The organism is Pseudomonas sp. P5_152 (assembly GCF_033989915.1).
Lineage (GTDB): Bacteria > Pseudomonadota > Gammaproteobacteria > Pseudomonadales > Pseudomonadaceae > Aquipseudomonas.
Genome location: NZ_JASFAH010000002.1, coordinates 2,687,317 through 2,713,455 on the forward strand (window position 1 = coordinate 2,687,317; position 26,139 = coordinate 2,713,455).

The following is a 26,139-nucleotide window of genomic DNA, read 5'->3' on the forward strand; positions in this document are numbered from 1 at the left end:
ATGACGCCTCTAGATACCAAGCGCCCGCTGCAGCTCAATGATCAGGGCCAGCTGCGCCACTTCCTCTCCCTCGACGGCCTGCGCCGCGAGCTGTTGACGGAAATCCTCGACACCGCCGACTCGTTCCTCGAAGTCGGCGCCCGGGCGGTGAAAAAAGTCCCGTTGCTGCGCGGCAAGACCGTGTGCAACGTGTTCTTCGAGAACTCCACCCGCACCCGCACCACCTTCGAACTGGCCGCCCAGCGGTTGTCGGCGGACGTGATCACCCTCAATGTGTCCACATCGTCGGCGAGCAAGGGCGAAACCCTGCTCGACACCCTGCGCAACCTCGAGGCCATGGCGGCCGACATGTTCGTCGTGCGCCATGGTGACTCCGGCGCCGCGCACTTCATTGCCGAACACGTCTGCCCACAAGTGGCGATCATCAATGGCGGTGACGGCCGGCACGCCCACCCGACCCAAGGCATGCTCGACATGCTCACCATTCGTCGGCACAAGGGCAGCTTCGAGAACCTCTCGGTGGCCATCGTCGGCGACATCCTGCACTCGCGGGTCGCACGCTCGAACATGCTGGCGCTGAAAACCCTCGGCTGCCCGGATATCCGCGTGATCGCCCCCAAGACCCTGCTGCCGATCGGCATCGAGCAATACGGGGTGAAGGTCTACACCGACATGACCGAAGGCCTTAAGGACGTCGACGTGGTGATCATGCTGCGCCTGCAGCGTGAACGCATGACCGGCGGCCTGCTGCCGAGCGAAGGCGAGTTCTACCGCCTGTTCGGCCTGACCACCGCACGCCTGGCCGGCGCCAAGCCGGACTGCATCGTCATGCACCCGGGGCCGATCAACCGTGGGGTGGAGATCGAGTCGGCGGTGGCCGACGGTCCGCACTCGGTGATCCTCAATCAGGTGACCTACGGGATCGCCATTCGTATGGCCGTGTTGTCCATGGCCATGAGCGGGCAGACTGCCCAGCGCCAATTCGAGCAGGAGAACGCCCAGTGAAGCTCAGCATTCTCGGCGCCCGCGTCATCGATCCGAGCAGTGGCCTGGATCAAGTCACCGATATCCACATCGAAGCCTGCAAGATCGTCGCCCTGGGCGCCGCACCCGCCGGCTTCGTCGCCGTGCAAACCATCGAGGCCCAGGGCCTGGTGGTCGCGCCCGGGCTGGTCGACCTCAACGTCGCGCTGCGCGAACCGGGTTACAGCCGCAAAGGCACGATTGCCAGCGAAACCCGCGCCGCCGCGGCCGGTGGCGTCACCAGCCTGTGCTGCCCGCCTCGTACCAAGCCGGTGCTGGACACCTCGGCCGTCGCCGAACTGATCCTCGACCGCGCCCGTGAAGCCGGCAATGCCAAGGTGTTCCCGATCGGCGCCCTGAGCAAGGGCCTGGAAGGCGAGCAACTGGCCGAACTGATTGCCCTGCGCGACACCGGTTGCGTGGCCTTCGGCAACGGCCTGGACAGCTTTCGCAACACCCGCACCCTGTGCCGGGCCCTGGAATACGCGGCGACCTTCGACCTGACGGTGATCTTTCACTCCCAGGACCATGACCTGGCCGAAGGTGGCCTGGCCCACGAAGGCCCGACCGCCAGCTTCCTCGGCCTGCCGGGGATTCCCGAGACAGCGGAAACCGTGGCCCTGGCCCGTGATCTGCTGCTGGTGGAGCAAACCGGGGTGCGTGCGCACTTCAGCCAGCTCACCAGTGCCCGCGGCGTAGCCTTGATCGCCCAGGCCCAGGCCCGGGGCTTGAAGGTCACGGCCGACGTGGCGCTGTATCAGTTGATCCTCACCGATGAGGCGTTGATCGACTTCAACAGCCTGTACCACGTGCAACCGCCGCTGCGCACCCGCGCCGACCGCGATGGCCTGCGCGAGGCAGTGAAGTCCGGGGTGGTGCAAGCCATCTCCAGCCATCACCAGCCCCACGAGCGCGACGCCAAGCTGGCGCCGTTCGGCGCCACCGAACCCGGGATCAGCAGCGTTGAACTGCTGCTGCCGTTGGCCATGACCCTGGTCGAAGACGGCCTGCTCGATCTGCCGACCCTGCTGGCACGCCTCAGCGCCGGTCCGGCCGAGGCCCTGCGCCTGCCGGCGGGCAAGCTGGCGGTGGGCGCTGCGGCTGACCTGGTGGTGTTCGACCCGGCCGCCTCGACCGTCGCCGGCGAGACCTGGCTGTCGAAGGGCGAAAACTGCCCGTTCCTCGGCCACAGCCTACCGGGCGTGGTGCGCTACACCCTGGTGGATGGACGGATCAGCCACCAGGCCTGAACCGTGTCGCTCCAATCGCGGGCAGGCGCAGCGCCGCCCGCCCCACAGGCCTGATGCAGCTCCTGTGGGAGCGGGCTTGCCCGCGATGCTTTACTGGAAAGCGCCGCGATTCTGCGCGTTGCGCACGGAAACCTGGTCATTCAGGGTCCAGAAGTCATACAACACCCCCAGAAAGAACAACCCGCCCGTCACCAGGTACAGCAAACCGCTGATCCACTTCCCCTGATACATGCGGTGTACACCGAACACGCCGAGGAACGTCAGCAGAATCCAGGCCACGTTGTATTCGATCGGCCCTGCGGTAAAACGCAGATCCGCCTCACGGTCCATGGCCGGGATCAGGAACAGGTCGATCAACCAGCCGATGCCCAGCAAACCGAAGGTGAAAAACCAGATCGTGCCAGTCACCGGCTTGCCGTAATAAAAGCGGTGCGCCCCGGTAAAGCCGAGAATCCACAACAGATAACCGATCACCTTGCTGTGGGTGTCCTGGGGTGAAACATCCTGACGATAGGTGTTCATGTAGTCCCTCATATGCCGCGATAGAAAAATAATTTTGTGACTTGTGTGACTTTTTTATGTCGTGCCGACAAGTGGTTTGCCAGCCAAGCACTTCGCGCAAAGCCTTGTACCACCTGACTTGTGTCCGACAATCGAGCCAATTTGCCGCGGCTTCGACGGTTTTGAGCCCCGGTTTGAATCGACCAACGGCCCCGAAAAGGACAAAAAAGCTGTTATAAAGTTGCGCGTTCCTTATATAGAGCCTTGCCTAATGCGTCCATTTTTCAAGACATGGCTAACCATTTGCCTATTATTGCCACTGGCCGCCCACGCCACCAATCGTGAGCAACGTCTTCCAAACGTTAATGGTTACACCCCTAAATCCCATGTTTCTGCTGCTACCAGCAAAAACAAACACAGTGTAAAAGCGCCACAACTGAGCAAGGCCAACAGCTCGCTGGTGCCGCCAATGGCCACCAAGCAGAGCAGCGATGTCTTGAGTCGCGCAGTCAATGTGCTCGGCACTCCCTATCGTTGGGGTGGCAGCAGCCCAAGTAAAGGCTTTGATTGCAGCGGCCTGGTGAAATACGCCTTCAATGACGTAGCCGCCGTAGACCTGCCGCGCACCTCCAATGCCATGGCCTCCGGCCACGGGCTGAAAGTCGATCGCAAGGACCTGAAACCCGGCGACCTGATTTTCTTCAAGCTCAAGAGCCGCAGGGTCAATCATGTTGCCATCTACCTGGGCAACGACCGCTTCATCCACGCACCACGCCGTGGCAAGTCGGTCTCCATCGACACCCTGAAGAAGCCGTACTGGGATAACCACTACGTGGTTGCCAAGCGGGTCCTGCCGAAAGAGCCGAACACCATGCGGATTGTTCAGCGCTGAGTTGAGCTGAGTCAAAGCAAGATCAACAGATCGCAGCCGGTGGCATTCCCGCCGGCTGCGATTTTTTGTATTTACAGGCCTTCGGCCGAGCGCGCCCGCTCTCGCGCATGCTCACGGCTGATCAACCCCCTGCCCAGCAGCGACCTCAGGCTCATGTCCAGGGTCTGCATGCCCAGCGCGCCACCCGTCTGGATCGCCGAATACATCTGCGCCACCTTGTTCTCACGGATCAGGTTACGGATTGCCGGGGTACCCAGCATGATCTCGTGGGCCGCCACCCGACCGCCTCCGACCTTCTTCAACAGCGCCTGGGACACCACCGCCTGCAGCGACTCCGAGAGCATCGAGCGGACCATGGCTTTCTCTTCACCGGGAAACACGTCCACCACCCGGTCGACGGTTTTCGCCGCCGAACTGGTGTGCAACGTGCCGAACACCAAGTGCCCGGTCTCGGCGGCGGTGAGGGCCAGGCGAATGGTTTCCAGGTCTCGCATCTCCCCTACCAGGATCACGTCCGGGTCCTCGCGCAGGGCCGAACGCAGCGCAGCCGCGAAGCTGTGGCTATCGCGGTGCACTTCACGCTGGTTGATCAGGCACTTGCGCGGCTCGTGGACAAACTCGATCGGGTCTTCAATGGTCAGGATGTGTTGATGCCGGTAGTTGTTGAGGTGATCGATCATTGCCGCCAGGGTGGTCGACTTGCCGGAGCCCGTGGGCCCGGTGACCAGCACCAGGCCCCGGGGAAGCTCGGCAATACGACGAAACACATCCCCCAGTCCCAGCTCGTCCAGGCTCGGCACCTTCGACGGGATGATCCGTAATACCGCGCCCGGCCCCCGGTGCTGATGGAAGACATTGACCCGAAAACGCGCCACACCCGGCGCCGAGTAGCAGAAGTCGAGCTCCAGTGCCTGCGCGAACTCGACCTGCTGTGGTTCGCTCATGAGCCCATGGATCAGCGCCGTCACCTGGCGGGCATCCTGTGGCGGCAGGTTGATCCGCCGCACATCGCCATCCACCCGGATCATCGGTGGCAGGCCGGTGGACAAGTGCAAGTCGCAGGCGCCCTGTTTGACGCTGAAGGCCAGCAGCTCAGTGATATCCATAGCACTCCTCAATTCCAGTAGAATGCCGCGAACCTCAGACTGCCGGCGTCCCTTGAATGTCCACGATAGCAGACAACATCTCCCAGGTAGCGGCACGCATCCGCAGTGCTGAACAGGCCGCGCAACGTGCCGCAAACAGCGTCCAGCTGCTGGCCGTGAGCAAGACCAAACCCGCCGCCGCAGTCCGCGAAGCGTACGCTGCCGGGGTCCGCGACTTTGGTGAAAACTACCTGCAGGAAGCGTTGGGCAAACAACGGGAATTGACCGACCTGCCCTTGTGTTGGCACTTCATCGGCCCCATTCAATCGAACAAGACGCGAGATATCGCGCAAAACTTCGCTTGGGTGCACTCCGTGGATCGCTTGAAAATCGCACAACGCCTGTCCGAACAACGCCCCGCTGAATTGCCAGCCCTGAACATCTGCATCCAGGTCAACGTCAGCGGTGAAGCCAGCAAGTCCGGCTGCACCCCGGCCGACCTGCCGGCCCTGGCGGCGGCGATCAAGGCCCTGCCGCGCCTGACCTTGCGCGGATTGATGGCGATTCCCGAGCCCACCGACAATCGCGCCGAGCAGGACGCTGCCTTTGCCGCCGTACGCGAGCTGAACACCCGCCTGCAAGACAGCCTCAACCTGCCGCTCGACACACTGTCCATGGGCATGAGCCACGACCTCGAGTCGGCCATTGCCCAAGGCGCCACCTGGGTCCGCATCGGTACAGCCCTGTTTGGTGCACGCGACTATCAGTAAAAACATCACCAGCCATGAACCCTGGCTGGCACCCCACTTTAAAAGGACCTGACATGAGCAAGACGCGTATTGCCTTTATCGGTGCCGGAAACATGGCCGCCAGCCTGATCGGCGGCCTGCGTGCCAAGGGCCTGGACGCCGCGCAGATCCGCGCCAGCGATCCGGGCGCCGAGACCCGTGCGCGGGTGGCCGCAGAGCACGGCATCGAAGTATTCGCCGACAACGCAGACGCCATCGCCGGCGCCGATGTGGTGGTTCTGGCAGTCAAGCCGCAGGCAATGAAAGTAGTCTGCGAAGCACTGCGCCCGAGCCTGCAACCGCAGCAACTGGTGGTCTCGATTGCCGCTGGCATCACCTGCGCCAGCATGAACAACTGGCTAGGTGCCCAGCCGATCGTGCGCTGCATGCCCAACACCCCAGCCCTGCTGCGCCAGGGCGTGAGCGGCCTGTTCGCGACCACCCAGGTGACAGCCGATCAACGCCAGCAAGCGCAAGACCTGTTGTCGGCCGTGGGCATCGCCCTGTGGCTGGACGAAGAGCAGCAACTGGATGCGGTCACCGCCGTGTCTGGCAGTGGCCCGGCATATTTCTTCCTGCTGATCGAAGCCATGACCGCCGCCGGCGAGAAGCTCGGCCTGCCACGGGAAACCGCCGCCCAACTGACCCTGCAAACCGCCCTTGGCGCCGCGCACATGGCAGTTGCCAGCGACGTCGACGCCGCCGAACTGCGCCGCCGCGTCACTTCACCTGCCGGCACCACCGAAGCTGCGATCAAGGCCTTCCAGGCCGGCGGATTCGAAGCCCTGGTGGAACACGCACTGGGTGCCGCTGCACACCGTTCAGCCGAGATGGCTGAGCAACTGGGTCAATAAGGAGCCATACATGATTGGATTGAACACTGCAGCGGTGTACGTGCTGCAAACCCTCGGCAGCCTGTACCTGCTGATCGTACTCCTGCGTTTTGTACTGCAATTGGTACGCGCCAACTTCTACAACCCACTGTGCCAGTTCGCCGTGAAGGCCACTCAACCCCTGCTCAAGCCACTGCGCCGGATCATTCCGAGCGTGTTCGGCCTCGACATGTCGTCGCTGGTCCTGGCGATCCTGGTGCAACTGGCGTTGATGGCCCTGACCTTGCTGCTGACTTACGGCACCACCGGCAACCCGCTGCAACTGCTGATCTGGTCGCTCATCGGGGTCACCGCGCTGTTCCTCAACATCTTCTTCTATGCCCTGATCATCAGCGTGATCCTCTCGTGGGTCGCGCCTGGCAGCCATAACCCGGGTGCCGAACTGGTCAATCAGATCTGCGAGCCGGCCCTGGCGCCATTCCGCAAGATCCTGCCGAACCTGGGCGGCCTGGATATTTCGCCGATCCTGGCGTTCATGGCGCTCAAGCTGATCGACATGCTGGTGATCAACAACCTCGCCGCCATGACGCAGATGCCGGAAATCCTGCGCCTGCTGATCTGATGAGCTATTACCGCTGGGACGGCGCGGACCTGATCCTCGAATGTCACCTGCAACCGGCGGCCCGCAGCGATGATTTCGCGGGCCTGCACGGTGATCGCCTGAAGATCCGCCTGACCGCGCCGCCCGTCGAAGGCAAGGCCAATGCCTACCTGATGGCCTTCCTGGCCAAGGCCTTTGGCGTCTCCAAGAGCCAGGTGAGCCTGCTCAGCGGCGAGCTGAGCCGGCAGAAGCGGGTACGGATCTGCTCACCACAGAAGCTCCCGGACTTGCCGGATCTGGTGCGACAGCCGGGGTGACCGCGTCATCGTTCATCGCGGGCAAGCCACGCTCCCACATGGGAATGCGCCCCCTTGTGGGAGCGTGGCTTGCCCGCGATGGCCGCGCCTCGGTCTGACAGGAAAAATCATCCCCGCCCTTTGCTTGCCGCTGACCACAGCGGTCTTTAGACTTACGCCTCATTTCAACGAGAGCAGGGTCGATGCCAACTGCCTTTCCCGCCGATTCTGTTGGTCTGGTGACGCCCCAAGTGGCGCACTTCAACGAGCCCCTGGCCCTTGCCTGCGGCCGCTCCTTGTCAGCCTATGACCTGATCTACGAAACCTACGGCACGCTGAACGCCACGGCGAGCAACGCCGTGCTGATCTGCCATGCCTTGTCCGGGCACCATCACGCGGCCGGCTTCCACAGCCCCGACGACCGCAAGCCCGGTTGGTGGGACAGCTGCATCGGCCCCGGCAAGCCGATCGACACCGACAAGTTTTTCGTCGTCAGCCTGAACAACCTCGGCGGTTGCAACGGCTCCACCGGCCCCAGCAGCACCAACCCTGAGACAGGCAAGCCATTCGGCGCCGAGTTCCCGGTGCTGACCGTCGAAGACTGGGTCCATAGCCAAGCGCGCCTGGCCGACCGCATCGGCATCACGCAGTGGGCTGCCGTGATCGGTGGCAGCCTGGGTGGCATGCAGGCGATGCAATGGAGCATCACCTACCCCGACCGCATCCGCCACTGCCTGGCCATTGCCTCGGCACCCAAACTCTCGGCACAGAACATTGCCTTCAACGAAGTCGCGCGCCAGGCGATCCTCACCGATCCGGAGTTCCATGGCGGTTCGTTCCAGGAAGCCGGGGTGATCCCCAAGCGTGGCCTGATGCTGGCGCGCATGGTCGGGCACATCACTTACCTGTCGGACGACTCGATGGGTGAGAAATTCGGCCGCGGCCTCAAGAGCGAAAAGCTCAACTACGATTTCCACAGCGTCGAGTTCCAGGTCGAGAGCTACCTGCGTTATCAGGGTGAAGAGTTCTCCGGACGGTTCGACGCCAACACCTACCTGCTGATGACCAAGGCGCTGGACTACTTCGATCCGGCGGCGAACTTCGACGATAACCTGGCGAAAACCTTCGCCGGCGCCAAGGCCAAGTTCTGCGTGATGTCGTTCACCACCGACTGGCGCTTCTCCCCGGCCCGCTCCCGCGAGCTGGTAGATGCCCTGATGGCCGCCAAGAAAGACGTTTGCTACCTGGAGATCGACGCTCCGCAAGGCCACGACGCCTTCCTGATTCCGATCCCGCGCTACCTGCAGGCGTTCAGCAATTACATGAAGCGAATTACGGTGTGAACAAGCCATGAGAGCTGATCTGGAAATCATCCAGGAATGGATCCCCGCCGGCAGCCGCGTGCTGGACCTGGGCTGCGGTGATGGCGAGCTGCTGACCTGGCTGCGCGACAACAAGCAAGTCACCGGCTATGGCCTGGAAAACGACCCGGACAACATTGCCGAGTGCGTGGCCAAGGGCATCAACGTCATCGAGCAGGACCTGGACAAAGGCCTGGGCAACTTTGCCAGCAACAGCTTCGACATCGTGGTCATGACCCAGGCCCTGCAGGCCGTACATTACCCCGACAAGATCCTCGACGAAATGCTGCGGGTCGGTCGCCAGTGCATCATCACCTTCCCCAACTTCGGGCACTGGCGCTGCCGCTGGTACCTGGCGAGCAAGGGTCGGATGCCGGTTTCGGAGTTCTTGCCGTACACCTGGTACAACACGCCGAACATTCACTTCTGCACCTTCGAAGACTTCGAAGCCTTGTGCAGTGCACGTGAAGCCAAGGTCATTGATCGGCTTGCCGTGGATCAACAGCATCGGCATGGGTGGGCCAGTAAGCTATGGCCTAATCTATTAGGTGAGATTGGCATCTACCGTGTCAGCAGTCCTGGCCTGCAGGATCACCAGGTAGCGGTCTAACCCGTTTTTCAAAGGAGTACGATCATGAGTCGTCTAGCTCTGTTTGCCTTAACTGCCTGCCTGAGCGTCAGCGCCATGGCGGCCGACGTCATCAAGGGCGAGCGCCAGGAAACCTTCGGCGATGTGACGGTGCACTACAACACCTTCAACTCGACCTTCATTCAGCCGGACATCGCCAAGGCCGCCGAACTGATCCGCAGCAAGAACCAGGGCGTGATCAACGTCTCGGTGATCAAGGCCGGCCAGCCCATGGTCGCCAGCGTCACCGGCAGCGTGAAAGACCTGACCAGCAAGACCGTGCCGCTGAACTTCAAGCAAATCACCGAACAAGGGGCGATCTACTACCTCGCCCAATACCCGGTGGACCAGCAAGAAGTCCGCACTTTTGAGATCAAGGTCCAGGCCGGCGACAAGATCAACACCATCAACTTCAACCAAGAGCTCTTCCCCGGCGAATGATCACTTTCACCCAACTCGTACTGGCCAGCCATAACGCCGGCAAACTCAAGGAACTGCAGGCCATGCTCGGCGAATCGGTGCAACTGCGCTCGATTGGCGAGTTCAGCAGCGTGGAGCCTGAAGAAACCGGTCTGTCGTTCGTCGAAAACGCCATTCTCAAGGCCCGTAATGCCGCCCGCATCTCCGGCTTGCCGGCGCTGGCCGACGACTCGGGGCTGGCGGTGGACTTTCTCGGCGGTGCGCCGGGCATCTACTCGGCGCGCTACGCCAACGGCCAGGGTGATGCGGCGAACAACGCCAAGCTGCTCGACGTGCTCAAGGACGTCCCGGCCGCCGAGCGTGGCGCCCAGTTCGTCTGCGTCCTGGCCCTGGTGCGCCACGCCGATGACCCGTTGCCGATTCTCTGCGAAGGGCTGTGGCACGGGCGCATCCTGACCCAGGCCAGCGGCGAACACGGCTTTGGCTACGACCCGCTGTTCTGGGTACCGGAACGTGACTGTTCGAGCGCCGAACTGAGCCCGGCCGACAAGAACCTCATCAGCCACCGCGCCCGCGCAATGGATCTGCTGCGCCAGCGTCTGGGCCTGAAATGACCCACGAGCCCTCTGCGTCGCCGCTGATTTTCGGCGGCGCCGCGCCATCGCCACGGGCCGCCCTGCCTACGCTGCCGCCCCTGGCGCTGTACATCCACATCCCGTGGTGTGTGCGCAAATGCCCCTATTGCGATTTCAACTCGCACACCGCCAGCCCGGTGTTGCCGGAAGAAGAGTACGTCGACGCCCTGCTCGCGGACCTCGATCAGGACCTGCACGCAGTCTACGGCCGAGAGCTGAGTTCGATCTTCTTTGGCGGCGGCACCCCGAGCCTGTTCAGTGCCGTGGCCCTGGGCCGCTTGCTCAAGGGTGTGGAACAACGCATCCCGTTCGCCAGTGACATCGAAATCACCCTGGAGGCCAACCCGGGCACCTTCGAGCAGGAGAAGTTCGTCGCCTACCGGGCGTTGGGCATCAATCGCCTGTCGATCGGTATCCAGAGCTTCCAGCAGGAAAAACTCCAGGCCCTGGGCCGCATCCACAACGGTGACGAAGCGATTCGCGCCGCTGGCATGGCGCGCCAGGCCGGGTTCGACAACTTCAACCTGGACCTGATGCACGGCTTGCCCGATCAGTCCCTGGACGACGCCCTGGACGACCTGCGCCAGGCCATCGCCCTCAAGCCCACCCACCTGTCCTGGTATCAGCTGACACTGGAACCCAATACGGTGTTCTGGAACCAGCCGCCGACACTGCCGGAAGACGACACCCTGTGGGACATCCAGGAGGCCGGCCAGGCATTGTTGGCCGAGCACGGCTACGCCCAGTACGAAGTCTCGGCTTACGCCCAGGACGGCCGTGCGGCGCGGCATAACCTCAACTACTGGAGCTTTGGCGACTTCATCGGCATTGGCGCCGGGGCCCACGGCAAGCTAAGCCATCCGGACGGGCGCATCGTGCGCACCTGGAAGACCCGCCTGCCCAAGGACTACCTCAACCCGGCCAAAAGCTTCAAGGCGGGCGAGAAAGCCCTGAGCAATGACGAGCTGCCGTTCGAGTTCCTGATGAATGCCTTGCGCCTGACCGAGGGTGTCGAGGCGCGGTTGTACCCGCAACGTACCGGGCTGCCCCTGGAAAGTCTTGCCGAAGGCCGACGCGAGGCCGAACAAAGTGGTTTGTTGCAGGTCGAACCGTCACGCCTTGCGGCGACGCTGCGTGGACAGCTGTTTCTCAATGACTTGCTGCAGAATTTTCTGAGCTGATTTTCAGAACTAAGGGAAAACGAATGGATTTGGTACTCGACCTGCTCGCCACCGTCTCTCGCTGGAGCCGCAGTAACCTCTCGGAAATCGCCCTGGCATTAGTGGGCTGCTTGCTGGTGTTGTTTGGCGCGGACTTCAAAGGCTGGGTCGAGCAACGCCTGGGCAACATCGCCGGAGCATTGCGCGTGCCGATGATGGCCCTGCTGTGCGTGATCGGCAGCGGTGCGTCACTGATCTACGCCACACCCTGGATCGTCAAGGGCCTGAGCCAGTTCAACAACTACAGCCTGGCGCCGGTGTTGCTGGTGGTATTGGTGCTGATCGGCGTCGTAGCCGACCGCCGCTGACCCTGCGCCCTATACAAATCCACTGTAGGAGCGAGCTTGCTCGCGATGGCGGCCTGACAGTCAACTTGGATGTTGAATGTTAGGGCCTCATCGCGAGCAAGCTCGGCTCCTACAGGTTTAAGCCTGCTTCTCGAACTTCAAGTCCCACACACCATGCCCAAGACGTTCGCCGCGGCGTTCGAACTTGGTGATCGGGCGCTCGGCCGGGCGCGGCACGCACTTGCCGTCTTCGGCCAGGTTGCGGTAACCCGGCGCGACGTTCATCACTTCCAGCATGTATTCGGCGTACGGTTCCCAGTCGGTAGCCATGTGCAACACACCGCCGACCTTCAACTTGCTGCGTACCAGCTCAGCGAAGGACGCCTGGACGATCCGGCGCTTGTGGTGGCGGCTCTTGTGCCACGGGTCCGGGAAAAACAGCATCAGGCGATCCAGGCTGTTGTCCGCCACGCAGCGGTTGAGCACTTCGATCGCATCACAATCGTAAACCCGCAGGTTAGTCAGGCCCTGGGTCAGCACGCCATTGAGCAGCGCGCCCACACCTGGACGGTGCACTTCAACCCCGATGAAATCCTGTTCCGGCGCCGCCGCGGCCATTTCCAGCAGCGAGTGGCCCATGCCGAAGCCGATTTCCAGCGAGCGCGGGGCCGAGCGACCGAACACCTGGTCGAAGTCCACCGGCGCGTCAGCCAATGGCAGGACGAACAGCGGCGTGCCCTGCTCCAGGCCCTTTTGCTGGCCTTCGGTCATGCGCCCGGCGCGCATCACAAAACTCTTGATGCGGCGGTGTTGGCGCTCTTCGCCTTCTTCCGTCTGGATAGGCGTGTCGTTCGATTCAGTCATCAATGGCTCTTACTTGATCAGACCATCCAGCGGCGAGGAGGCGCTGGCATAGAGTTTTTTCGGCATGCGGCCAGCGAGGTACGCCAGGCGACCTGCGACAATCGCGTGTTTCATGGCTTCGGCCATCAGGATCGGTTGCTGGGCATGGGCAATGGCCGAGTTCATCAGCACCGCCTCGCAGCCCAGCTCCATGGCGATGGTGGCGTCGGACGCGGTACCGACACCGGCATCCACCAGCACGGGCACTTTGGTTTCTTCGAGGATGATCTGCAGGTTGTACGGGTTGCAGATCCCCAGGCCCGAACCGATCAGGCCAGCCAGCGGCATGATCGCGATGCAGCCGATCTCCGCCAGTTGCCGGGCAATGATCGGGTCATCACTGGTGTAGACCATCACGTCGAAGCCTTCCTTGACCAGCGTTTCGGCGGCCTTGAGGGTTTCGATCACGTTGGGGAACAGGGTTTTCTGGTCGGCCAGTACTTCCAGCTTCACCAGGTTGTGCCCACCGAGCAACTCACGGGCCAGGCGACAGGTGCGCACAGCCTCGATCGCGTCGTAGCACCCGGCAGTATTCGGCAGGAAGGTATAGCGCTCTGGCGACAGCACATCGAGCAGGTTCGGCTCGCCCTCGTTCTGGCCCAGGTTGGTGCGGCGTACGGCGAAGGTGACGATCTCAGCGCCCGAGGCCTCGATGGCCAGGCGGGTTTCTTCCATGTCACGGTACTTGCCGGTACCTACCAGCAAACGCGACTGGTAAGTACGACCGGCCAGGACGAAAGGCTTATCGCTGCGAACGTTGCTCATCGGAAATCCTCTGGTGGGGTGAGGGTCTTGCACAATGCGGGTGGGCGCGGTTGTCGCTGCGGGCGACTAGCCGCCACCGATGGCGTGCACCACTTCCACCGAGTCGCCCTCGGTGAGGGTGGTGTCAGCGTGCTGGCTGCGCGGGACGATATCCAGGTTGAGCTCGACCGCCACCCGGCGACCGGTCAGGTCCAGACGGGTCAGCAGGGCCGCAACGGTTTCACCGTCGGGCAGTTCAAGGGATTCGCCGTTCAACTGAATGCGCATGCCGGATGCCGCCATCATTTTTAGGGGCCAGCATTCTAGCCCGATCATGACCTAAAGGTCAGCTACAAGTGTCAGGCGGTTATCTGCAAGCGCCAGGCGGTAATCCCCAGCAGCAGCCAGCCCACGAGGAATGCCAGGCCGCCAAACGGGGTGACGATCCCCAGCTTGCTGATGCCCGTCAGCGTCAGCAGGTACAGGCTGCCGGAAAACAGCAGGATGCCCACGGCAAAACTAACCCCTGCCCAGGTCACCAGGCGCCCGGGAACCTGCGTGGCCAGCAGCGCGACACCCAGCAACGCCAGGGTATGCACCAGTTGATAAGTGACGCCGGTATGAAAAATCGCCAGGTATTCGCTGCTCAAGCGGCCCTTGAGGCCATGGGCGGCAAATGCACCCAGGGCGACACCGGTAAAACCGAAAAAAGCGGCCAGCATCAAAAAGCCACGCAGCATGGGGAACTCCAGTCAGAATCATTGGGCAGGGTCTGTATAATGGCCCGCTCGACGGGTTCGGCCAAGCCATCTCTATGCTGCCAATATTTGTGCGCCGCTTCATGAAAGCCCTGCTCTGGTTTGCCGGTGGCAGCGTAGTGCTGGTCCTGCTGTTGCGTTTTATTCCGCCACCGGGGACCGCGCTGATGGTCGAGCGCAAGATCGAATCCTGGTTCGATGGCGAACCCATCGACCTGCAGCGTGACTGGCAGTCCTGGGACAACATCAGCGACGACCTGAAAGTCGCGGTGATGGCCGGTGAAGACCAGAAATTCCCCGAGCACTGGGGTTTTGACTTCGGCGCGATCCAGGCCGCGCTGGCCCACAACGAACGCGGCGGCTCGATCCGCGGAGCCAGCACCCTGAGCCAGCAGGTAGCGAAAAACCTGTTCCTCTGGTCCGGCCGCAGCTGGCTGCGCAAAGGCCTGGAAGCCTGGTTTACTGCGCTGATCGAGGTGTTCTGGCCCAAGCAGCGGATTCTCGAGGTGTACCTCAATAGCGTGGAATGGGATGCCGGTGTGTTTGGCGCCGAGGCTGCAGCGCGCCATCACTTCGGCGTCAGCGCCCGCTCATTGAGCCGTCAGCAGGCCAGCCTGCTGGCGGCCGTGCTGCCGAATCCGCGGGTGTATAGCGCCAGCCATCCGAGCGCCTACGTGGCCCGGCGTGCAGGCTGGATTCGCCAGCAGATGAGCCAGTTGGGCGGCGACAGCTACCTGATCGGCCTCAACGATTCACGTCGGGCGCCTTGGGCGCAGTAGCCGAACGCATTCTTCCAGACACTGCCCCCACAAGGGCCAAGATGAATCAGGAAAATGGGCACAAACAAAAACGCCCCGATCAATGATCGGGGCGTTTTTGTTTGTGCCGCAGGTTAGGCGGCGATCGACAACTTGAGCTTGTTCATCGCGCTCTTCTCGAGCTGACGGATCCGCTCGGCCGACACGTTGTACTTCTGTGCCAGGTCGTGCAGCGTGGCTTTTTCTTCTGCCAGCCAGCGCTGGTAGAGAATGTCACGGCTGCGGTCGTCCAGTACATCCAACGCCTCGTGCAGGTTGTTGGTGGAGTTGTCGCTCCAGTCCGCATCCTCCAGTTGACGGGCCGGGTCGTACCGGTGGTCTTCCAGGTAGTTGGCTGGCGACTGGAAGGCGCTGTCGTCGTCCGCTTCAGCGGCCGGGTCGAAAGCCATGTCATGGCCGGTCAGGCGGCTTTCCATCTCGCGCACTTCGCGCGGCTCTACACCGAGGCTTTCAGCCACACGATGGACTTCTTCATTGTTCAGCCACGCCAGGCGTTTTTTCTGGCTGCGCAGGTTGAAGAACAGCTTGCGCTGGGCCTTGGTGGTCGCCACTTTGACAATGCGCCAGTTGCGCAGGATGAACTCGTGGATTTCCGCCTTGATCCAGTGCACGGCAAAGGACACCAGGCGTACACCCATCTCCGGGTTGAAGCGCTTGACCGCTTTCATCAGGCCAACGTTGCCTTCCTGGATCAGGTCAGCCTGGGCCAGGCCGTAGCCGCTATAGCTACGGGCGATATGTACAACAAAACGCAGGTGGGCGAGCACCATCTGCCGAGCCGCCCCCAAATCCTGCTCATAGTAGAGACTCTCGGCCAGTTCACGCTCCTGCTCTGGCGTCAGCAATGGAATGCTGTTGACCGTGTGCACATAGGCCTCCAGGTTTGCGCCTGGAACTAGAGCATAAGCAGGTTGCAAAGAAGTGGTCATACGAAAAAACCTCCGACTCACATAACTCGTGCAGTTCAGCACTGCGAAAATTGACCGGAAACCGAAGGACAAGTTCCCCTACACGCTGAAAGGATATACAAGCAAAAAGACACTATTTCGGTGCAAGCTCTCTCAAATGGCGTGCTACCGCAATCCACGCACCGATATAACCCAACAACACCGCACCAAGCAAGAGCGACAGACCATCGGCTACTGGCACACCTGCCAAGGCAAAATTACTGCCATACAGACCGGCCAGCCCGGTGACCGCATCATTCAGCCAGTTCAGGCCAAACGCCAGGACACCCCAGGAAAGAACCCCGGCGCCAAAGCCATAAAGCGCGCCCATATAGAGAAAAGGTCTACGCACATAGCTATCAGTGCCGCCGACCAGTTTAATCACTTCTATCTCGGTGCGGCGGTTTTCAATATGAAGACGAATGGTATTGCCTATCACCAAAAGTAATGCAGAAACCAGCAACACCGTCAGGCCGAAGACAAACCGCTCGCCCAGCTTGAGAATCGCTGCCAGGCGCTCGACCCAGACCAGGTCAAGTTGCGCCTGCTGCACCTTCGGCAACTCGGCCAGGCGCTGACGCAAACCTTCCAGGGTCGCCTTGTCGACTTCCTTGGGGGTCACCAGCACTACGCCCGGCAGCGGGTTTTCCGGCAACTCCTTGAGCGCTTCGCCCAGGCCGGACTGCTGCTGGAACTCCTGCAGCGCCTGCTCACGGCTGATGTACTCGGCCTCGGCGACGCCCGGCATGGCCTTGATCTGCTCACGCAGCTGCTCGCCTTCGCTGGCACTCGCATCCAGTTGCAGATACAGGGAAATCTGCGCCGCACGCTGCCAGGAGCCGCCCAGGCGCTCGACGTTACTCAGCAAAAGTGACAGCCCCATCGGCAAACTCAGGGCAACGGCCATTACCAGGCAGGTAAAAAAGCTGCCGATCGGCTGCTTGCCCAGGCGACGCAGGCTGTCGAGCAGGCTGGCGCGATGGCTTTCGATCCAGGCGCGCAACAGGGTGCGGAAATCCGGGCCATCGTCTTCATCGCGTTTTTTCTTCTGCGGTTGCGGATCGGCGGCCTTGGGGGCCACGCGCTCGGAAACCTTAGGGCTGCGCGTCGCACTCATACCCCGGCCTCCCCGTCGCCGATCAATCGGCCACGTTGCAGGGTCAGCATGCGGTGACGCATGCGGGCAATCAGCGCCAGGTCGTGACTGGCGATCAGCACGCTGGTGCCCAAGCGGTTGATGTCTTCGAACACGCCCATGATTTCTGCCGCCAGGCGCGGGTCGAGGTTACCGGTCGGTTCGTCCGCCAGCAGCAAGGCCGGGCGATGGACGATGGCGCGGGCAATGCCGACGCGCTGTTGCTGGCCGGTAGACAAGTCGCCCGGGTACAGGTCGGTCTTGTCCGAGAGCGCCACCCGCTCCAGGGCCGAATCCACGCGCTTGACGATCTCGGCCTTGGACAGGCCAAGGATCTGCAGCGGCAGCGCGACGTTGTTGAACACCGTGCGATCGAACAGCAACTGGTGGTTCTGGAACACCACGCCGATCTGTCGGCGCAGGAACGGGATCTGTGCATTGCTGATGGTCGCCAGGTCCTGACCGGCCAGCAGCAACTTGCCGGTGGTGGGACGCTCCATCGCCAGCAATAAGCGCAGCAGGGTACTTTTACCGGCACCCGAGTGCCCGGTGACAAACAAGAACTCGCCCCGACGGACTCGAAAGCTCAGCTCATGCAAGCCGACGTGACCGTTCGGATAGCGCTTACCGACCTGTTCGAAACGAATCATGAACGCTCCCGCTCGGCAAACAGTGCCTGGACAAAGGGTTCTGCTTCAAAGGTACGCAAGTCATCGATGCCTTCACCGACACCGATGTAGCGAATTGGCAAACCAAACTGCTTGGCCAGGGCGAAGATCACCCCGCCCTTGGCCGTACCATCGAGCTTGGTCAGGGCCAGGCCGGTCAGGGCGACCGTCTGGTTGAATTGCTTGGCCTGGTTGATGGCGTTCTGCCCGGTGCCGGCGTCGAGCACCAGCAGCACCTCGTGCGGAGCCTCGGCGTCGAGCTTGCCGATGACCCGGCGAACCTTCTTCAACTCTTCCATCAGGTTGTCTTTGGTGTGCAGGCGACCCGCGGTATCGGCAATCAACACATCGATATTGCGCGCCTTGGCTGCCTGCACCGCATCGAAGATCACCGACGCAGAGTCGGCACCGGTGTGCTGGGCGATCACCGCAATGTTGTTGCGCTCACCCCAGACCTGCAACTGCTCGACTGCGGCCGCGCGGAAGGTGTCACCCGCCGCCAGCATGACTTTCTTGCCTTCGAGTTGCAGCTTCTTGGCCAACTTGCCGATGGTGGTGGTCTTGCCGGCGCCGTTGACGCCCACCACCAGGATCACGAATGGCTTGTTCTGCGAGGTGATTTTCAGCGGCTGCTCGACAGGCTTGAGCATCGCCGCCAGTTCCGCCTGCAGGGATTTGTACAGGGCATCGGCGTCAGCCAATTCCTTCCGCGCCACCTTCTGGGTCAGGCGCTGAATGATCACCGACGTGGCCTCGACGCCAACATCGGCGGTCAGCAGACGGGTTTCGATGTCTTCGAGCAGTTCGTCATCGATGATCTTCTTGCCCAGGAACAGGCTGGCCATGCCCTCGCCGATGCTGGCGCTGGTTTTCGACAGGCCTTGCTTGAGGCGGGCGAAAAAGCCGGTCTTGGTTTCTTCGCTGCGCGCAGACTCTGCGGCCACCGGCTCTGGAACAATCGGGGCAACGGGAGCGGGCGCGACTACAACGGGAGCGGCCACCGGTGCCGGGACCGGGACCGGCTCTAGAGTCGGCTGCGGCACTGGCTCTGGCGCGACGAACGCGGCAATGACCGGTTGCGGCAGGTCCGGCTCGTCAATGACCTGCGGCTCGACCAACGGCTTGGTGTCGACCACCAACAGTTCGACTGCTTGCTGAACCACGGTAGGCGCGGGAATCGGCGGGGTAATGTGCGGCGCCTGTTCGTCTGCAACCAAGGCCACCGGCTCTTCAGGGACCGGCAGGGTCAGCCACGGCGTGTGCACCGGCTCAGGAACAGGTTCTGGTGTAGGGGCTGGCGCAGACGCGAGCTCGACCACCGGCTGCAACACCGGCTCGGCCAATGGCAATACGACAGGGGCTACGGTTTCGACCACCGGAGCGGCTTCTATTACCGGCTCTGGCGCCACCTCAGGCAGTGGCTGTGGCTGTTCGACGACGGGTTCCTGCGGTTTTTTGCGCAGCCACCCGAACAGGCTTTTTTTCTCGCCAGCCGCAGCTGGGTTCTTCTTGTCGTCGTTGGAACCAAACATGGAGGACGGCTATCTCACGGTAGCGACGCGCCAATGGCGCCTCGGCAATTGAATATTCGATGCAGAACAGACTGTGTTTCACTCAGCTTGTTCACGCGCAACATTTTGTCGAGGTGCTCAACGGCACCTCAAAGCTCGACTAACACCAAGGACTAAAACGGTATCTTCGGCGAAAACGCAGAGTTTAGCTGACAAACCCAAAGCTTCTTGCGCAAACCTATACAGCCTACTGACCGATCAATGGCCTCATAGGCGTGGCCGCCAGTAAAACGGATCAGTATCCTAGCACCTCCTCGCCCGCCGACGCTAAGACCAAGCGGGCAGCCCAACAGGTTAAAAAACGAATGAATGCTCTAGCCCGCCGCGCTGCTGGCCTGCTGCTCAGCACAGTTTGTCTGCCCCTCGCAGCCCTGGCTGCCGACCCTCAACCGACCCACGAATTCACCCTCGACAATGGCCTGAAGGTCATCGTGCGTGAAGATCACCGTGCGCCCGTAGTGGTTTCCCAGGTCTGGTACAAGGTTGGCTCCAGCTACGAAACCCCAGGCCAGACCGGTTTGTCCCACGCCCTGGAGCACATGATGTTCAAGGGCAGCGAGAAAGTCGGCCCTGGCGAAGCGTCGCTGATCCTGCGCGACCTTGGCGCCGAGGAGAACGCTTTCACCAGCGACGACTTCACCGCCTACTACCAGGTGCTGGCCCGTGACCGCCTGGCCGTGGCCTTCGAACTTGAAGCCGACCGCATGGCCACCCTGCGCCTGCCGGCCGACGAGTTCAGCCGCGAGATCGAGGTAATCAAGGAAGAGCGCCGCCTGCGCACCGACGACAAACCAATGTCCAAGGCCTATGAGCGCTTCAAGGCCATGGCCTACCCGGCCAGCGGCTACCACACGCCGACCATCGGCTGGATGGCCGATCTCGATCGCATGAAGGTCGAGGAACTGCGCCACTGGTACGAATCCTGGTACGCACCGAACAACGCGACCCTGGTGGTGGTCGGCGACGTGACCCCGGAAGAAGTCAAAAACCTGGCCCAACGCTACTTCGGTCCAATCGCCAAGCGCGCCGTGCCACCGGCGAAAATCCCCCTGGAGCTGTCCGAGCCCGGCGAGCGGCAGATCACCCTGCACGTGCAGACCCAACTGCCGGCCCTGATGCTGGCCTTTAACGTTCCGAGCATTGCCACCACCCAGGACAAACGCTCGGTCAACGCCTTGCGCCTGATTTCCGCCTTGCTCGATGGCGGCTACAGTGGGCGCATCCCGACCCAGTTGGAGCGCGGTGAAGAGCTGGTCTCCGGCGGTTCGTCGAGTTACGACGCCTACACCCGTGGCGACAGCCTGTTCACCCTGTCGGCAACCCCCAACACCCAGAAGCAGAAAACCATGGCCCAGGCGCAAGCCGGCCTGTGGAAACTGCTTGAACAGCTTAAAACCACCGCACCTTCCGCCGAAGAACTGGAACGTGTGCGAGCACAAGTGATTGCCGGCCTGGTCTACGAGCGTGACTCGATCACCAGCCAGGCCACCGCCATCGGCCAGCTGGAAACCGTCGGCCTGTCCTGGAAACTGATGGACACCGAACTGGCCGAGCTGGAAAGCGTGACCCCGCAAGACATCCAGAACGCTGCCCGCACCTATTTCACCCGCGAACGTCTGAGCGTTGCGCATGTACTGCCACTGCCCCAGGAGAACGCGCATGAGTGAGATCAACAAGTCACGGGTGGCCCTGGTCGCCCTGGCCGTCGTCGCGCTTGCCGCTTCGGCGGTGTTCTACGTGATCCGCCCAGGCGAGATCAACGCCAGCGAAGCCCTCGACAAGGCCAAATCGAGCCAGAAGCTGCAATCGCTGGCCGAGCTCGACGGCAAGGCGCCGAGCCGACGCACCCTCGACGTGCAGACCTGGAACACCGCCGAAGGGGCCAAGGTGCTGTTCGTCGCCGCGCCTGAGTTGCCGATGTTCGACCTGCGCCTGATTTTCGCCGCCGGCAGCAGCCAGGATGGCGCCAGACCGGGCCTGGCGATGCTGACCAACGCCATGCTCAACGAAGGCGTGGCCGGCCAGGACGTCAGCCAGATCGCCCAGGGCTTCGAAGGATTGGGGGCCGACTTCGGCAATGGCGCCTACAAGGACATGGCCATTGCCTCGCTGCGCAGCCTGAGTGCCGTGGACAAACGCGAGCCGGCCCTCAAGCTGTTCGCCGAAGTGGTGGGCAAACCGACCTTCCCGGCCGATTCCCTGGCCCGGATCAAGAACCAGATGCTCGCCGGCTTTGAATACCAGAAGCAGAACTCGGCCAAGGTGGCCAGCCTGGAGCTGATGCGTCGCCTGTATGGCCAACACCCCTACGCCCACGCCAGCGACGGTAACGCGCTGAGCATCCCGGACATCACCCTGGCGCAACTCAAGGCCTTCCACGCCAAGGCCTACACGGCGGGCAACGTGGTGATCGCACTGGTCGGCGACCTGTCGCGCAGTGACGCCGAGGCGATTGCCGCCCAGGTGTCCGCCGCCCTGCCCAAGGGCCCGGCGCTGGCGAAAATCGCCCAGCCTGAGGAACCCAAGCCTGGCATCAGCCGCGTCGAGTTCCCGGCCAAGCAGACCAACCTGATGCTCGCGCAATTGGGCATCGACCGTGACGATCCGGACTACGCCGCCGTCTCCATGGGCAACCAGATTCTTGGTGGCGGCGGTTTCGGTACCCGGTTGATGAGCGAAGTGCGGGAGAAACGTGGCCTGACCTATGGTGTGTACTCGGGCTTTTCGCCGATGCAGGCCCGCGGCCCGTTCCTGATCAACCTGCAAACCCGTGCCGAAATGAGCGAAGGCACGCTCAAGCTGGTGCAGGACGTCATGGCCGACTACCTTAAAACCGGGCCGACCCAGAAAGAACTCGACGACGCCAAGCGCGAACTGGCGGGCAGCTTCCCGCTGTCGACGGCCAGCAATGCCGACATCGTCGGCCAACTGGGCGCCATGGGTTTCTACAACTTGCCGCTGAGCTACCTCGAAGACTTCATGCAGCAGTCGCAGAACCTGACTGTCGAGCAAGTTACCGCGGCCATGAACAAACACTTGAGCATGGATAAAATGGTGATCGTTACCGTCGGTCCTACCGTGCCGCAAAAGCCGTTACCGGCCCCTACTGACAAACCTTCCGAGCAGCCGCTCGGGGTTCCGGAGCATTAATGGCCACTCGCCCTAAAAAACCCGTGCACAACGTCCACAACGGTGTGAACCAACTACGCATCATCGGTGGTGAATGGCGCAGCCGTCGCCTGAGCTTCCCCGACGCCCCGGGCTTGCGCCCGACGCCGGACCGCGTGCGTGAGACCCTGTTCAACTGGCTCGCGCCCTATGTCGCCGGGGCCAAGGTACTCGACCCGTTCGCCGGCAGCGGCGCGCTGTTCCTCGAGGCGCTGTCCCGTGGCGCCGCCATGGGCCAGGCGCTGGATGCCAGCAGCCTCGCGGTGTCGAGCCTGAAGGAACACCTGGGCACCCTGCGCTGCACCGTCGGCCAGGTGCAGACCGCCGATGCCCTGCGCTACCTGGAAACCCAGCCAGCGAGCGCCTACGACCTGGTCTTCCTTGACCCGCCGTTCAACCAGAACCTGCTGCCTGCAGTGTGCTCGCTGCTGGAAGAACGCCAGTGGCTGGCCGACGACGCCTGGATCTACACCGAAAGCGAGAACGCACCATCGACCCTCGGCCTGCCGGGCGCCTGGCGCCTGCACCGGGAGCAGAAATCCGGTCGGGTGTACTACGCGCTGTGGCATCGCCTCGTGGAACAATCCGCTTGATACCATGCCTGGGCAGCCAAACCTGGCTGCCCAGGCACTGGCTTCACTCCAGATACATAGTTAACACCAGCCCCCTCTACGCATCGCCGACATTGATTGAGCGTTTTTCACATCAATCAATGAGGATGCACATCCAATGAACATCTACTGCAGCGCCCTGCTGCTCCTGAGTGGGCTGATGCCCATGATGGCGTTCACGGCCAGCGCGTCAACCACCCATGAGTTCAGCCTGGACAACGGCCTGAAAGTCGTAGTTCGCGAGGACCACCGCGCGCCCGTGGCCACCTCCCAGCTGTGGATCAAAGTCGGTTCCAGCCAGGAACCGCCGGGCCAGTCCGGGCTGTCCCATGCACTCGAACACATGCTTTACCAGGGCAGCAGCAAAACCTGCGCCGGTGAAGCCTCGGCCATCCTGGAGCGGCTCGGCGCCGCGGAAAACGCCTTCACCAGCAACGACTACACTGCCTACTACCAAACCCTGGCACCCGATCATCTGGGCGTGGCGTTTGAACTGATGGCCGACCTGATGACCACCGCGCACCTGCGCACCGAATCGTTTGCCACTGAAATCGAAGTGATCAAGCAGGAGCGCCGCGAACGCACCGATGACGCGCCCCAAGGCCTGGCCATGGAGCGGCTGCAGGCCATTGCCTTCCCCTCCAGCGCCCATGCCACGCCGACCATCGGCTGGATGCACGACCTGCAACGGATGAGCGCGACCCAGCTACGCGAGTGGTACCAACGCTGGTACGCCCCCAACAACGCGACCCTGGTCATCGTCGGTGATGTCAGCCTGGGCCAGATAAAACCCTTGGTCGAACGCTATTTCGGCGACATTCCCCGCAAGACCCTGCCCGAGGTGTACGCCCCTCTGGAACTGGCCGAGCCCGGCGAGCGCAAAATCACCTTGAGCCAAGCCATTCATGCGCCGCAATTGCTCATGAGTTTCAACCTGCCCAGCCTGACCACTGCGCCCGACCGGCGTACGGTGCAGGCCTTGCGGTTGCTAGACATACTGCTAGCCGGGTCCAACAGTGCTCGCTTGAAAAAGCACCTGCAATTTAATGAAGTCCTGTTCTCCCAGATATCTTCCGGGTACGACCCGTTCAACCGTGGCGACAGCCTGCTGTTACTCAGCGCTCAACTCAACAGCCACCAGCAGATCACCCTGGACCAGGCTCAGGCGCGTATCTGGCAGGTGATTGAACAACTGAAAACCACGCCTATAGACCCGCAAGAACTGGAGCGCGCGCGCACCTTGCTGATTGCCAGCCAGGTGTACCAGCAAGACTCGATCACCGAGCAAGCCACGCGCATGGGCACGCTGGAAAGCATTGGCCTGTCATGGCGCCTCATGGAAGAAGACATCGAGACACTGAACCAGGTGAGTGCCAAGGATATCCAGCAGGCGGCCGTGACCTATCTGACTCGCCAACGCATGAGCGTGGCGCATCTGCTGCCGGAGAACAGCCATGAATAAGTTCGTAGCTTCGCGTCATGTGCAACCGCTGCTCAGCCTGGTGTTTTGCTGCTGCCTGTCAGCCCAGGCCCAGGCCCAGACACCCACCCCATCGCCCCCTGCCGGGTCGAAACTGCAATCACTGACTCAGTCGCCGGCGGCGCCATCCGCCCCCCGCGCGCTGCAGATCCAGGCCTGGAAAACCGTGACAGGAACCAAGGTGCTGTTTATCCAGACGTCGGAACTGCCGATGTTCGACGTGCTCGTCAGCTTCGCCGCAGGCAGTGCACGGGATCCGCAACACCCGGCCCTGGCCGCCGCCACGTTCAGCCTGTTGAACGAACGCATCCAAGGCAAGAGCCTGGCGCAGATCAAAGAAACCTTTGACGGTCTTGGGGCCCGCTGGGGCATGGGCATCAACCATGATCGCACCTGGTTCTCGTTGCGCAGCCTCAGTGCGCCGCAAAAGCGTGAACCGGCCCTGCAATTGTTCGCGCAGATGCTTGGCCAGCCGCTGCTGGCCGATGACGCTTTGCTGCGAGTCAAGAGCGAGCTGCTGCAGATTATTGAGAGCCAGCAGCAAGACCCGCTGACTCAGGTGGTCCGGGGCATGAGCGGACTGCTTTTCAACGACCACCCCTATGCCCAGTCGGTCTATGGGACGACGCAGGACCTGGCAACCCTCACCCGTGAACAGGTCCAGGCCTTCCACAAAGCCAATTACCACGCCGGCAACACCCAGATCACCCTGGTCGGGGACCTGACCCTGGATCAAGCGCAGGCCCTTAGCGTGCAGATCAGTAACAGCTTGCCCGTCAAGCCTACTGCGCTGGCCGTGGCGGATATCCCGGTCACGCCGCCCACCAGAACCTCGCGGCATATTGAACAAGCCCAGAACCAGACCCACCTGATGCTGGCGCAACCCGGTGTCAGCCGTAAGCACCCCGACTATGTGGCACTCAGGGTGGCCAACCTGATATTCGCCGGTGGCAGCTCGGGATCGCGGCTGATGCAAGAACTGCGCGAGAAACGCGGCCTGACTTACAGCGTGTCCATGGACACTGCCGACAAACAATGGGCCAACCCCACTGTGATCTATGTGCAAACCCAACCGCAATTCAGCGAAGGCACGCTAACCCTGATCAAAAGCCTGTTCCGCGATTACCTGCACACCGGGCCGACCTCGCGGGAACTGGACGACGCCAAGCGCCTGATCCTCGGCAGTACCGCACTGGCCAGTGCCAGCAATGCGCAGATACTCTCCGGACTGTCGGAGATCAGCCGTCATGATTTGCCCTTCGACCTGGATTTTTCCGCGCATCAAGCCCAATCGTTGACGGTCGAGCAAATCAAGGCGGCACTCAACCGGCACTACAACGCTGATCACTGGAGCGTGGTCACGCTGGGGCCGACCACGACCCAGCAAGCCCTGCCAGAACCCGTCGATCGAGCCGGCCTGGGCATGTGTCGCGCTGAGGAGCAGATTGTGGCAAGTTAGTTTTCCAGTTGCACCGGCAGAACGAGCACTTCGTTCTGCCACCTTGTCCATCCGCAG

The 26,139-nt window shown here is 62.1% G+C and carries 29 protein-coding genes; 19 read left to right on the top strand and 10 right to left on the bottom strand.

What is annotated here, in order from left to right; genetic code table 11:
- Both QMK50_RS12280 and QMK50_RS12285 read left to right on the top strand, forming a co-directional pair.
- A complete protein-coding gene (locus tag QMK50_RS12280) occupies positions 1-1,005 on the top strand; it encodes an aspartate carbamoyltransferase catalytic subunit (RefSeq protein ID WP_095164512.1) in 1,005 nt (334 codons plus the stop codon).
- A complete protein-coding gene (locus QMK50_RS12285; RefSeq protein ID WP_095164514.1) occupies positions 1,002-2,273 on the top strand; it encodes a dihydroorotase in 1,272 nt (423 codons plus the stop codon). Before QMK50_RS12280 ends, QMK50_RS12285 begins: the two co-directional genes overlap by 4 nt.
- Before the next feature lie 90 nt (positions 2,274-2,363).
- Here QMK50_RS12285 and QMK50_RS12290 read toward each other — a convergent pair whose 3' ends face one another.
- Entirely contained in the window at positions 2,364-2,795 is a 432-nt protein-coding gene (locus QMK50_RS12290; protein ID WP_095164516.1) for an NINE protein, read from the bottom strand.
- Between the two features lie 250 nt (positions 2,796-3,045).
- On the opposite strand from QMK50_RS12290, the gene QMK50_RS12295 reads away from it, so the two are divergent.
- Positions 3,046-3,666, top strand: a complete 621-nt coding sequence (locus QMK50_RS12295) for a C40 family peptidase (RefSeq protein ID WP_095164518.1) — start codon at positions 3,046-3,048, stop codon at positions 3,664-3,666.
- 71 nt (positions 3,667-3,737) lie between these two features.
- Here QMK50_RS12295 and QMK50_RS12300 read toward each other — a convergent pair whose 3' ends face one another.
- Positions 3,738-4,772 carry a type IV pilus twitching motility protein PilT gene (locus QMK50_RS12300; RefSeq protein WP_320333199.1) on the bottom strand — a complete coding sequence of 345 codons (1,035 nt, stop codon included), beginning with the start codon at positions 4,770-4,772 and terminating at the stop codon, positions 3,738-3,740.
- Between the two features lie 56 nt (positions 4,773-4,828).
- On the opposite strand from QMK50_RS12300, the gene QMK50_RS12305 reads away from it, so the two are divergent.
- The 10 genes from QMK50_RS12305 (at position 4,829) to QMK50_RS12350 (ending at position 11,841) form a co-directional block, all read left to right on the top strand.
- Positions 4,829-5,521, top strand: coding sequence for a YggS family pyridoxal phosphate-dependent enzyme (locus QMK50_RS12305; protein WP_320333200.1), 693 nt, complete (start codon positions 4,829-4,831; stop codon positions 5,519-5,521).
- 53 nt (positions 5,522-5,574) lie between these two features.
- On the top strand, positions 5,575-6,393 hold the full coding sequence (proC, locus tag QMK50_RS12310) for a pyrroline-5-carboxylate reductase (protein ID WP_320333201.1): 819 nt from the start codon (positions 5,575-5,577) through the stop codon (positions 6,391-6,393).
- 10 nt (positions 6,394-6,403) lie between these two features.
- Entirely contained in the window at positions 6,404-6,994 is a 591-nt protein-coding gene (locus tag QMK50_RS12315; RefSeq protein WP_095164526.1) for a YggT family protein, read from the top strand.
- Complete coding sequence (locus QMK50_RS12320) at positions 6,994-7,290, top strand: DUF167 domain-containing protein (RefSeq protein WP_095164528.1); 297 nt, start codon at positions 6,994-6,996, stop codon at positions 7,288-7,290. The genes QMK50_RS12315 and QMK50_RS12320 overlap by 1 nt, the downstream gene beginning before the upstream one ends.
- A gap of 182 nt (positions 7,291-7,472) precedes the next feature.
- Positions 7,473-8,612 carry a homoserine O-succinyltransferase MetX gene (gene metX, locus QMK50_RS12325; protein WP_095164530.1) on the top strand — a complete coding sequence of 380 codons (1,140 nt, stop codon included), beginning with the start codon at positions 7,473-7,475 and terminating at the stop codon, positions 8,610-8,612.
- A 7-nt stretch (positions 8,613-8,619) separates the two neighbouring features.
- Positions 8,620-9,240, top strand: coding sequence for a methionine biosynthesis protein MetW (metW, locus tag QMK50_RS12330; RefSeq protein ID WP_095164532.1), 621 nt, complete (start codon positions 8,620-8,622; stop codon positions 9,238-9,240).
- Between the two features lie 24 nt (positions 9,241-9,264).
- The gene (locus QMK50_RS12335; protein WP_159998394.1) at positions 9,265-9,699 is read left to right on the top strand and encodes a DUF4426 domain-containing protein; all 435 of its coding nucleotides are present in this window, start codon (positions 9,265-9,267) and stop codon (positions 9,697-9,699) included.
- Positions 9,696-10,292 carry an RdgB/HAM1 family non-canonical purine NTP pyrophosphatase gene (rdgB, locus tag QMK50_RS12340; RefSeq protein WP_095164536.1) on the top strand — a complete coding sequence of 199 codons (597 nt, stop codon included), beginning with the start codon at positions 9,696-9,698 and terminating at the stop codon, positions 10,290-10,292. The genes QMK50_RS12335 and rdgB overlap by 4 nt, the downstream gene beginning before the upstream one ends.
- The gene (hemW, locus tag QMK50_RS12345) at positions 10,289-11,494 is read left to right on the top strand and encodes a radical SAM family heme chaperone HemW (protein WP_095164537.1); all 1,206 of its coding nucleotides are present in this window, start codon (positions 10,289-10,291) and stop codon (positions 11,492-11,494) included. The genes rdgB and hemW overlap by 4 nt, the downstream gene beginning before the upstream one ends.
- Positions 11,495-11,517: 23 nt before the next feature.
- Complete coding sequence (locus tag QMK50_RS12350) at positions 11,518-11,841, top strand: DUF3392 domain-containing protein (RefSeq protein ID WP_095164539.1); 324 nt, start codon at positions 11,518-11,520, stop codon at positions 11,839-11,841.
- A gap of 117 nt (positions 11,842-11,958) precedes the next feature.
- On the opposite strand, the gene trmB is transcribed toward QMK50_RS12350, so the two are convergent.
- The 4 genes from trmB to QMK50_RS12370 form a co-directional block, all read right to left on the bottom strand.
- A complete protein-coding gene (trmB, locus tag QMK50_RS12355; protein WP_159998400.1) occupies positions 11,959-12,684 on the bottom strand; it encodes a tRNA (guanosine(46)-N7)-methyltransferase TrmB in 726 nt (241 codons plus the stop codon).
- A 9-nt stretch (positions 12,685-12,693) separates the two neighbouring features.
- Entirely contained in the window at positions 12,694-13,488 is a 795-nt protein-coding gene (locus QMK50_RS12360; RefSeq protein WP_095164543.1) for a thiazole synthase, read from the bottom strand.
- Between the two features lie 66 nt (positions 13,489-13,554).
- On the bottom strand, positions 13,555-13,755 hold the full coding sequence (thiS, locus tag QMK50_RS12365) for a sulfur carrier protein ThiS (RefSeq protein ID WP_162530216.1): 201 nt from the start codon (positions 13,753-13,755) through the stop codon (positions 13,555-13,557).
- Positions 13,756-13,826: 71 nt separating this feature from the next.
- Positions 13,827-14,207, bottom strand: a complete 381-nt coding sequence (locus tag QMK50_RS12370; protein ID WP_095164544.1) for a DUF423 domain-containing protein — start codon at positions 14,205-14,207, stop codon at positions 13,827-13,829.
- A gap of 74 nt (positions 14,208-14,281) precedes the next feature.
- On the opposite strand from QMK50_RS12370, the gene mtgA reads away from it, so the two are divergent.
- The gene (gene mtgA / locus QMK50_RS12375; protein WP_159998404.1) at positions 14,282-15,004 is read left to right on the top strand and encodes a monofunctional biosynthetic peptidoglycan transglycosylase; all 723 of its coding nucleotides are present in this window, start codon (positions 14,282-14,284) and stop codon (positions 15,002-15,004) included.
- Positions 15,005-15,117: 113 nt separating this feature from the next.
- Here the strand turns inward: mtgA and rpoH are convergent, their stop codons facing one another.
- The 4 genes from rpoH to ftsY all read right to left on the bottom strand — a co-directional run bounded on the left by rpoH (position 15,118) and on the right by ftsY (position 19,325).
- On the bottom strand, positions 15,118-15,972 hold the full coding sequence (rpoH, locus tag QMK50_RS12380; RefSeq protein ID WP_095164548.1) for an RNA polymerase sigma factor RpoH: 855 nt from the start codon (positions 15,970-15,972) through the stop codon (positions 15,118-15,120).
- Positions 15,973-16,084: 112 nt separating this feature from the next.
- Positions 16,085-17,107, bottom strand: a complete 1,023-nt coding sequence (gene ftsX, locus QMK50_RS12385; RefSeq protein WP_095164550.1) for a permease-like cell division protein FtsX — start codon at positions 17,105-17,107, stop codon at positions 16,085-16,087.
- Positions 17,104-17,775 carry a cell division ATP-binding protein FtsE gene (ftsE, locus tag QMK50_RS12390; protein WP_095164552.1) on the bottom strand — a complete coding sequence of 224 codons (672 nt, stop codon included), beginning with the start codon at positions 17,773-17,775 and terminating at the stop codon, positions 17,104-17,106. The genes ftsX and ftsE overlap by 4 nt, the downstream gene beginning before the upstream one ends.
- On the bottom strand, positions 17,772-19,325 hold the full coding sequence (gene ftsY, locus QMK50_RS12395; protein ID WP_320333202.1) for a signal recognition particle-docking protein FtsY: 1,554 nt from the start codon (positions 19,323-19,325) through the stop codon (positions 17,772-17,774). The genes ftsE and ftsY overlap by 4 nt, the downstream gene beginning before the upstream one ends.
- A gap of 344 nt (positions 19,326-19,669) precedes the next feature.
- Here ftsY and QMK50_RS12400 point away from each other — a divergent pair, with 344 nt between their 5' ends.
- The 5 genes from QMK50_RS12400 (at position 19,670) to QMK50_RS12420 (ending at position 26,082) form a co-directional block, all read left to right on the top strand.
- Positions 19,670-21,031 carry a pitrilysin family protein gene (locus QMK50_RS12400; RefSeq protein WP_320333203.1) on the top strand — a complete coding sequence of 454 codons (1,362 nt, stop codon included), beginning with the start codon at positions 19,670-19,672 and terminating at the stop codon, positions 21,029-21,031.
- Positions 21,024-22,514 carry a pitrilysin family protein gene (locus tag QMK50_RS12405; protein ID WP_320333204.1) on the top strand — a complete coding sequence of 497 codons (1,491 nt, stop codon included), beginning with the start codon at positions 21,024-21,026 and terminating at the stop codon, positions 22,512-22,514. The genes QMK50_RS12400 and QMK50_RS12405 overlap by 8 nt, the downstream gene beginning before the upstream one ends.
- On the top strand, positions 22,514-23,125 hold the full coding sequence (gene rsmD / locus QMK50_RS12410; protein ID WP_095164560.1) for a 16S rRNA (guanine(966)-N(2))-methyltransferase RsmD: 612 nt from the start codon (positions 22,514-22,516) through the stop codon (positions 23,123-23,125). Before QMK50_RS12405 ends, rsmD begins: the two co-directional genes overlap by 1 nt.
- A gap of 136 nt (positions 23,126-23,261) precedes the next feature.
- Positions 23,262-24,605 (top strand): pitrilysin family protein, encoded by a 1,344-nt coding sequence (locus QMK50_RS12415; protein ID WP_320333205.1) that lies wholly within the window; start codon positions 23,262-23,264, stop codon positions 24,603-24,605.
- The gene (locus QMK50_RS12420; RefSeq protein ID WP_159998416.1) at positions 24,598-26,082 is read left to right on the top strand and encodes a M16 family metallopeptidase; all 1,485 of its coding nucleotides are present in this window, start codon (positions 24,598-24,600) and stop codon (positions 26,080-26,082) included. The genes QMK50_RS12415 and QMK50_RS12420 overlap by 8 nt, the downstream gene beginning before the upstream one ends.
- Positions 26,083-26,139: the final 57 nt, after the last annotated feature.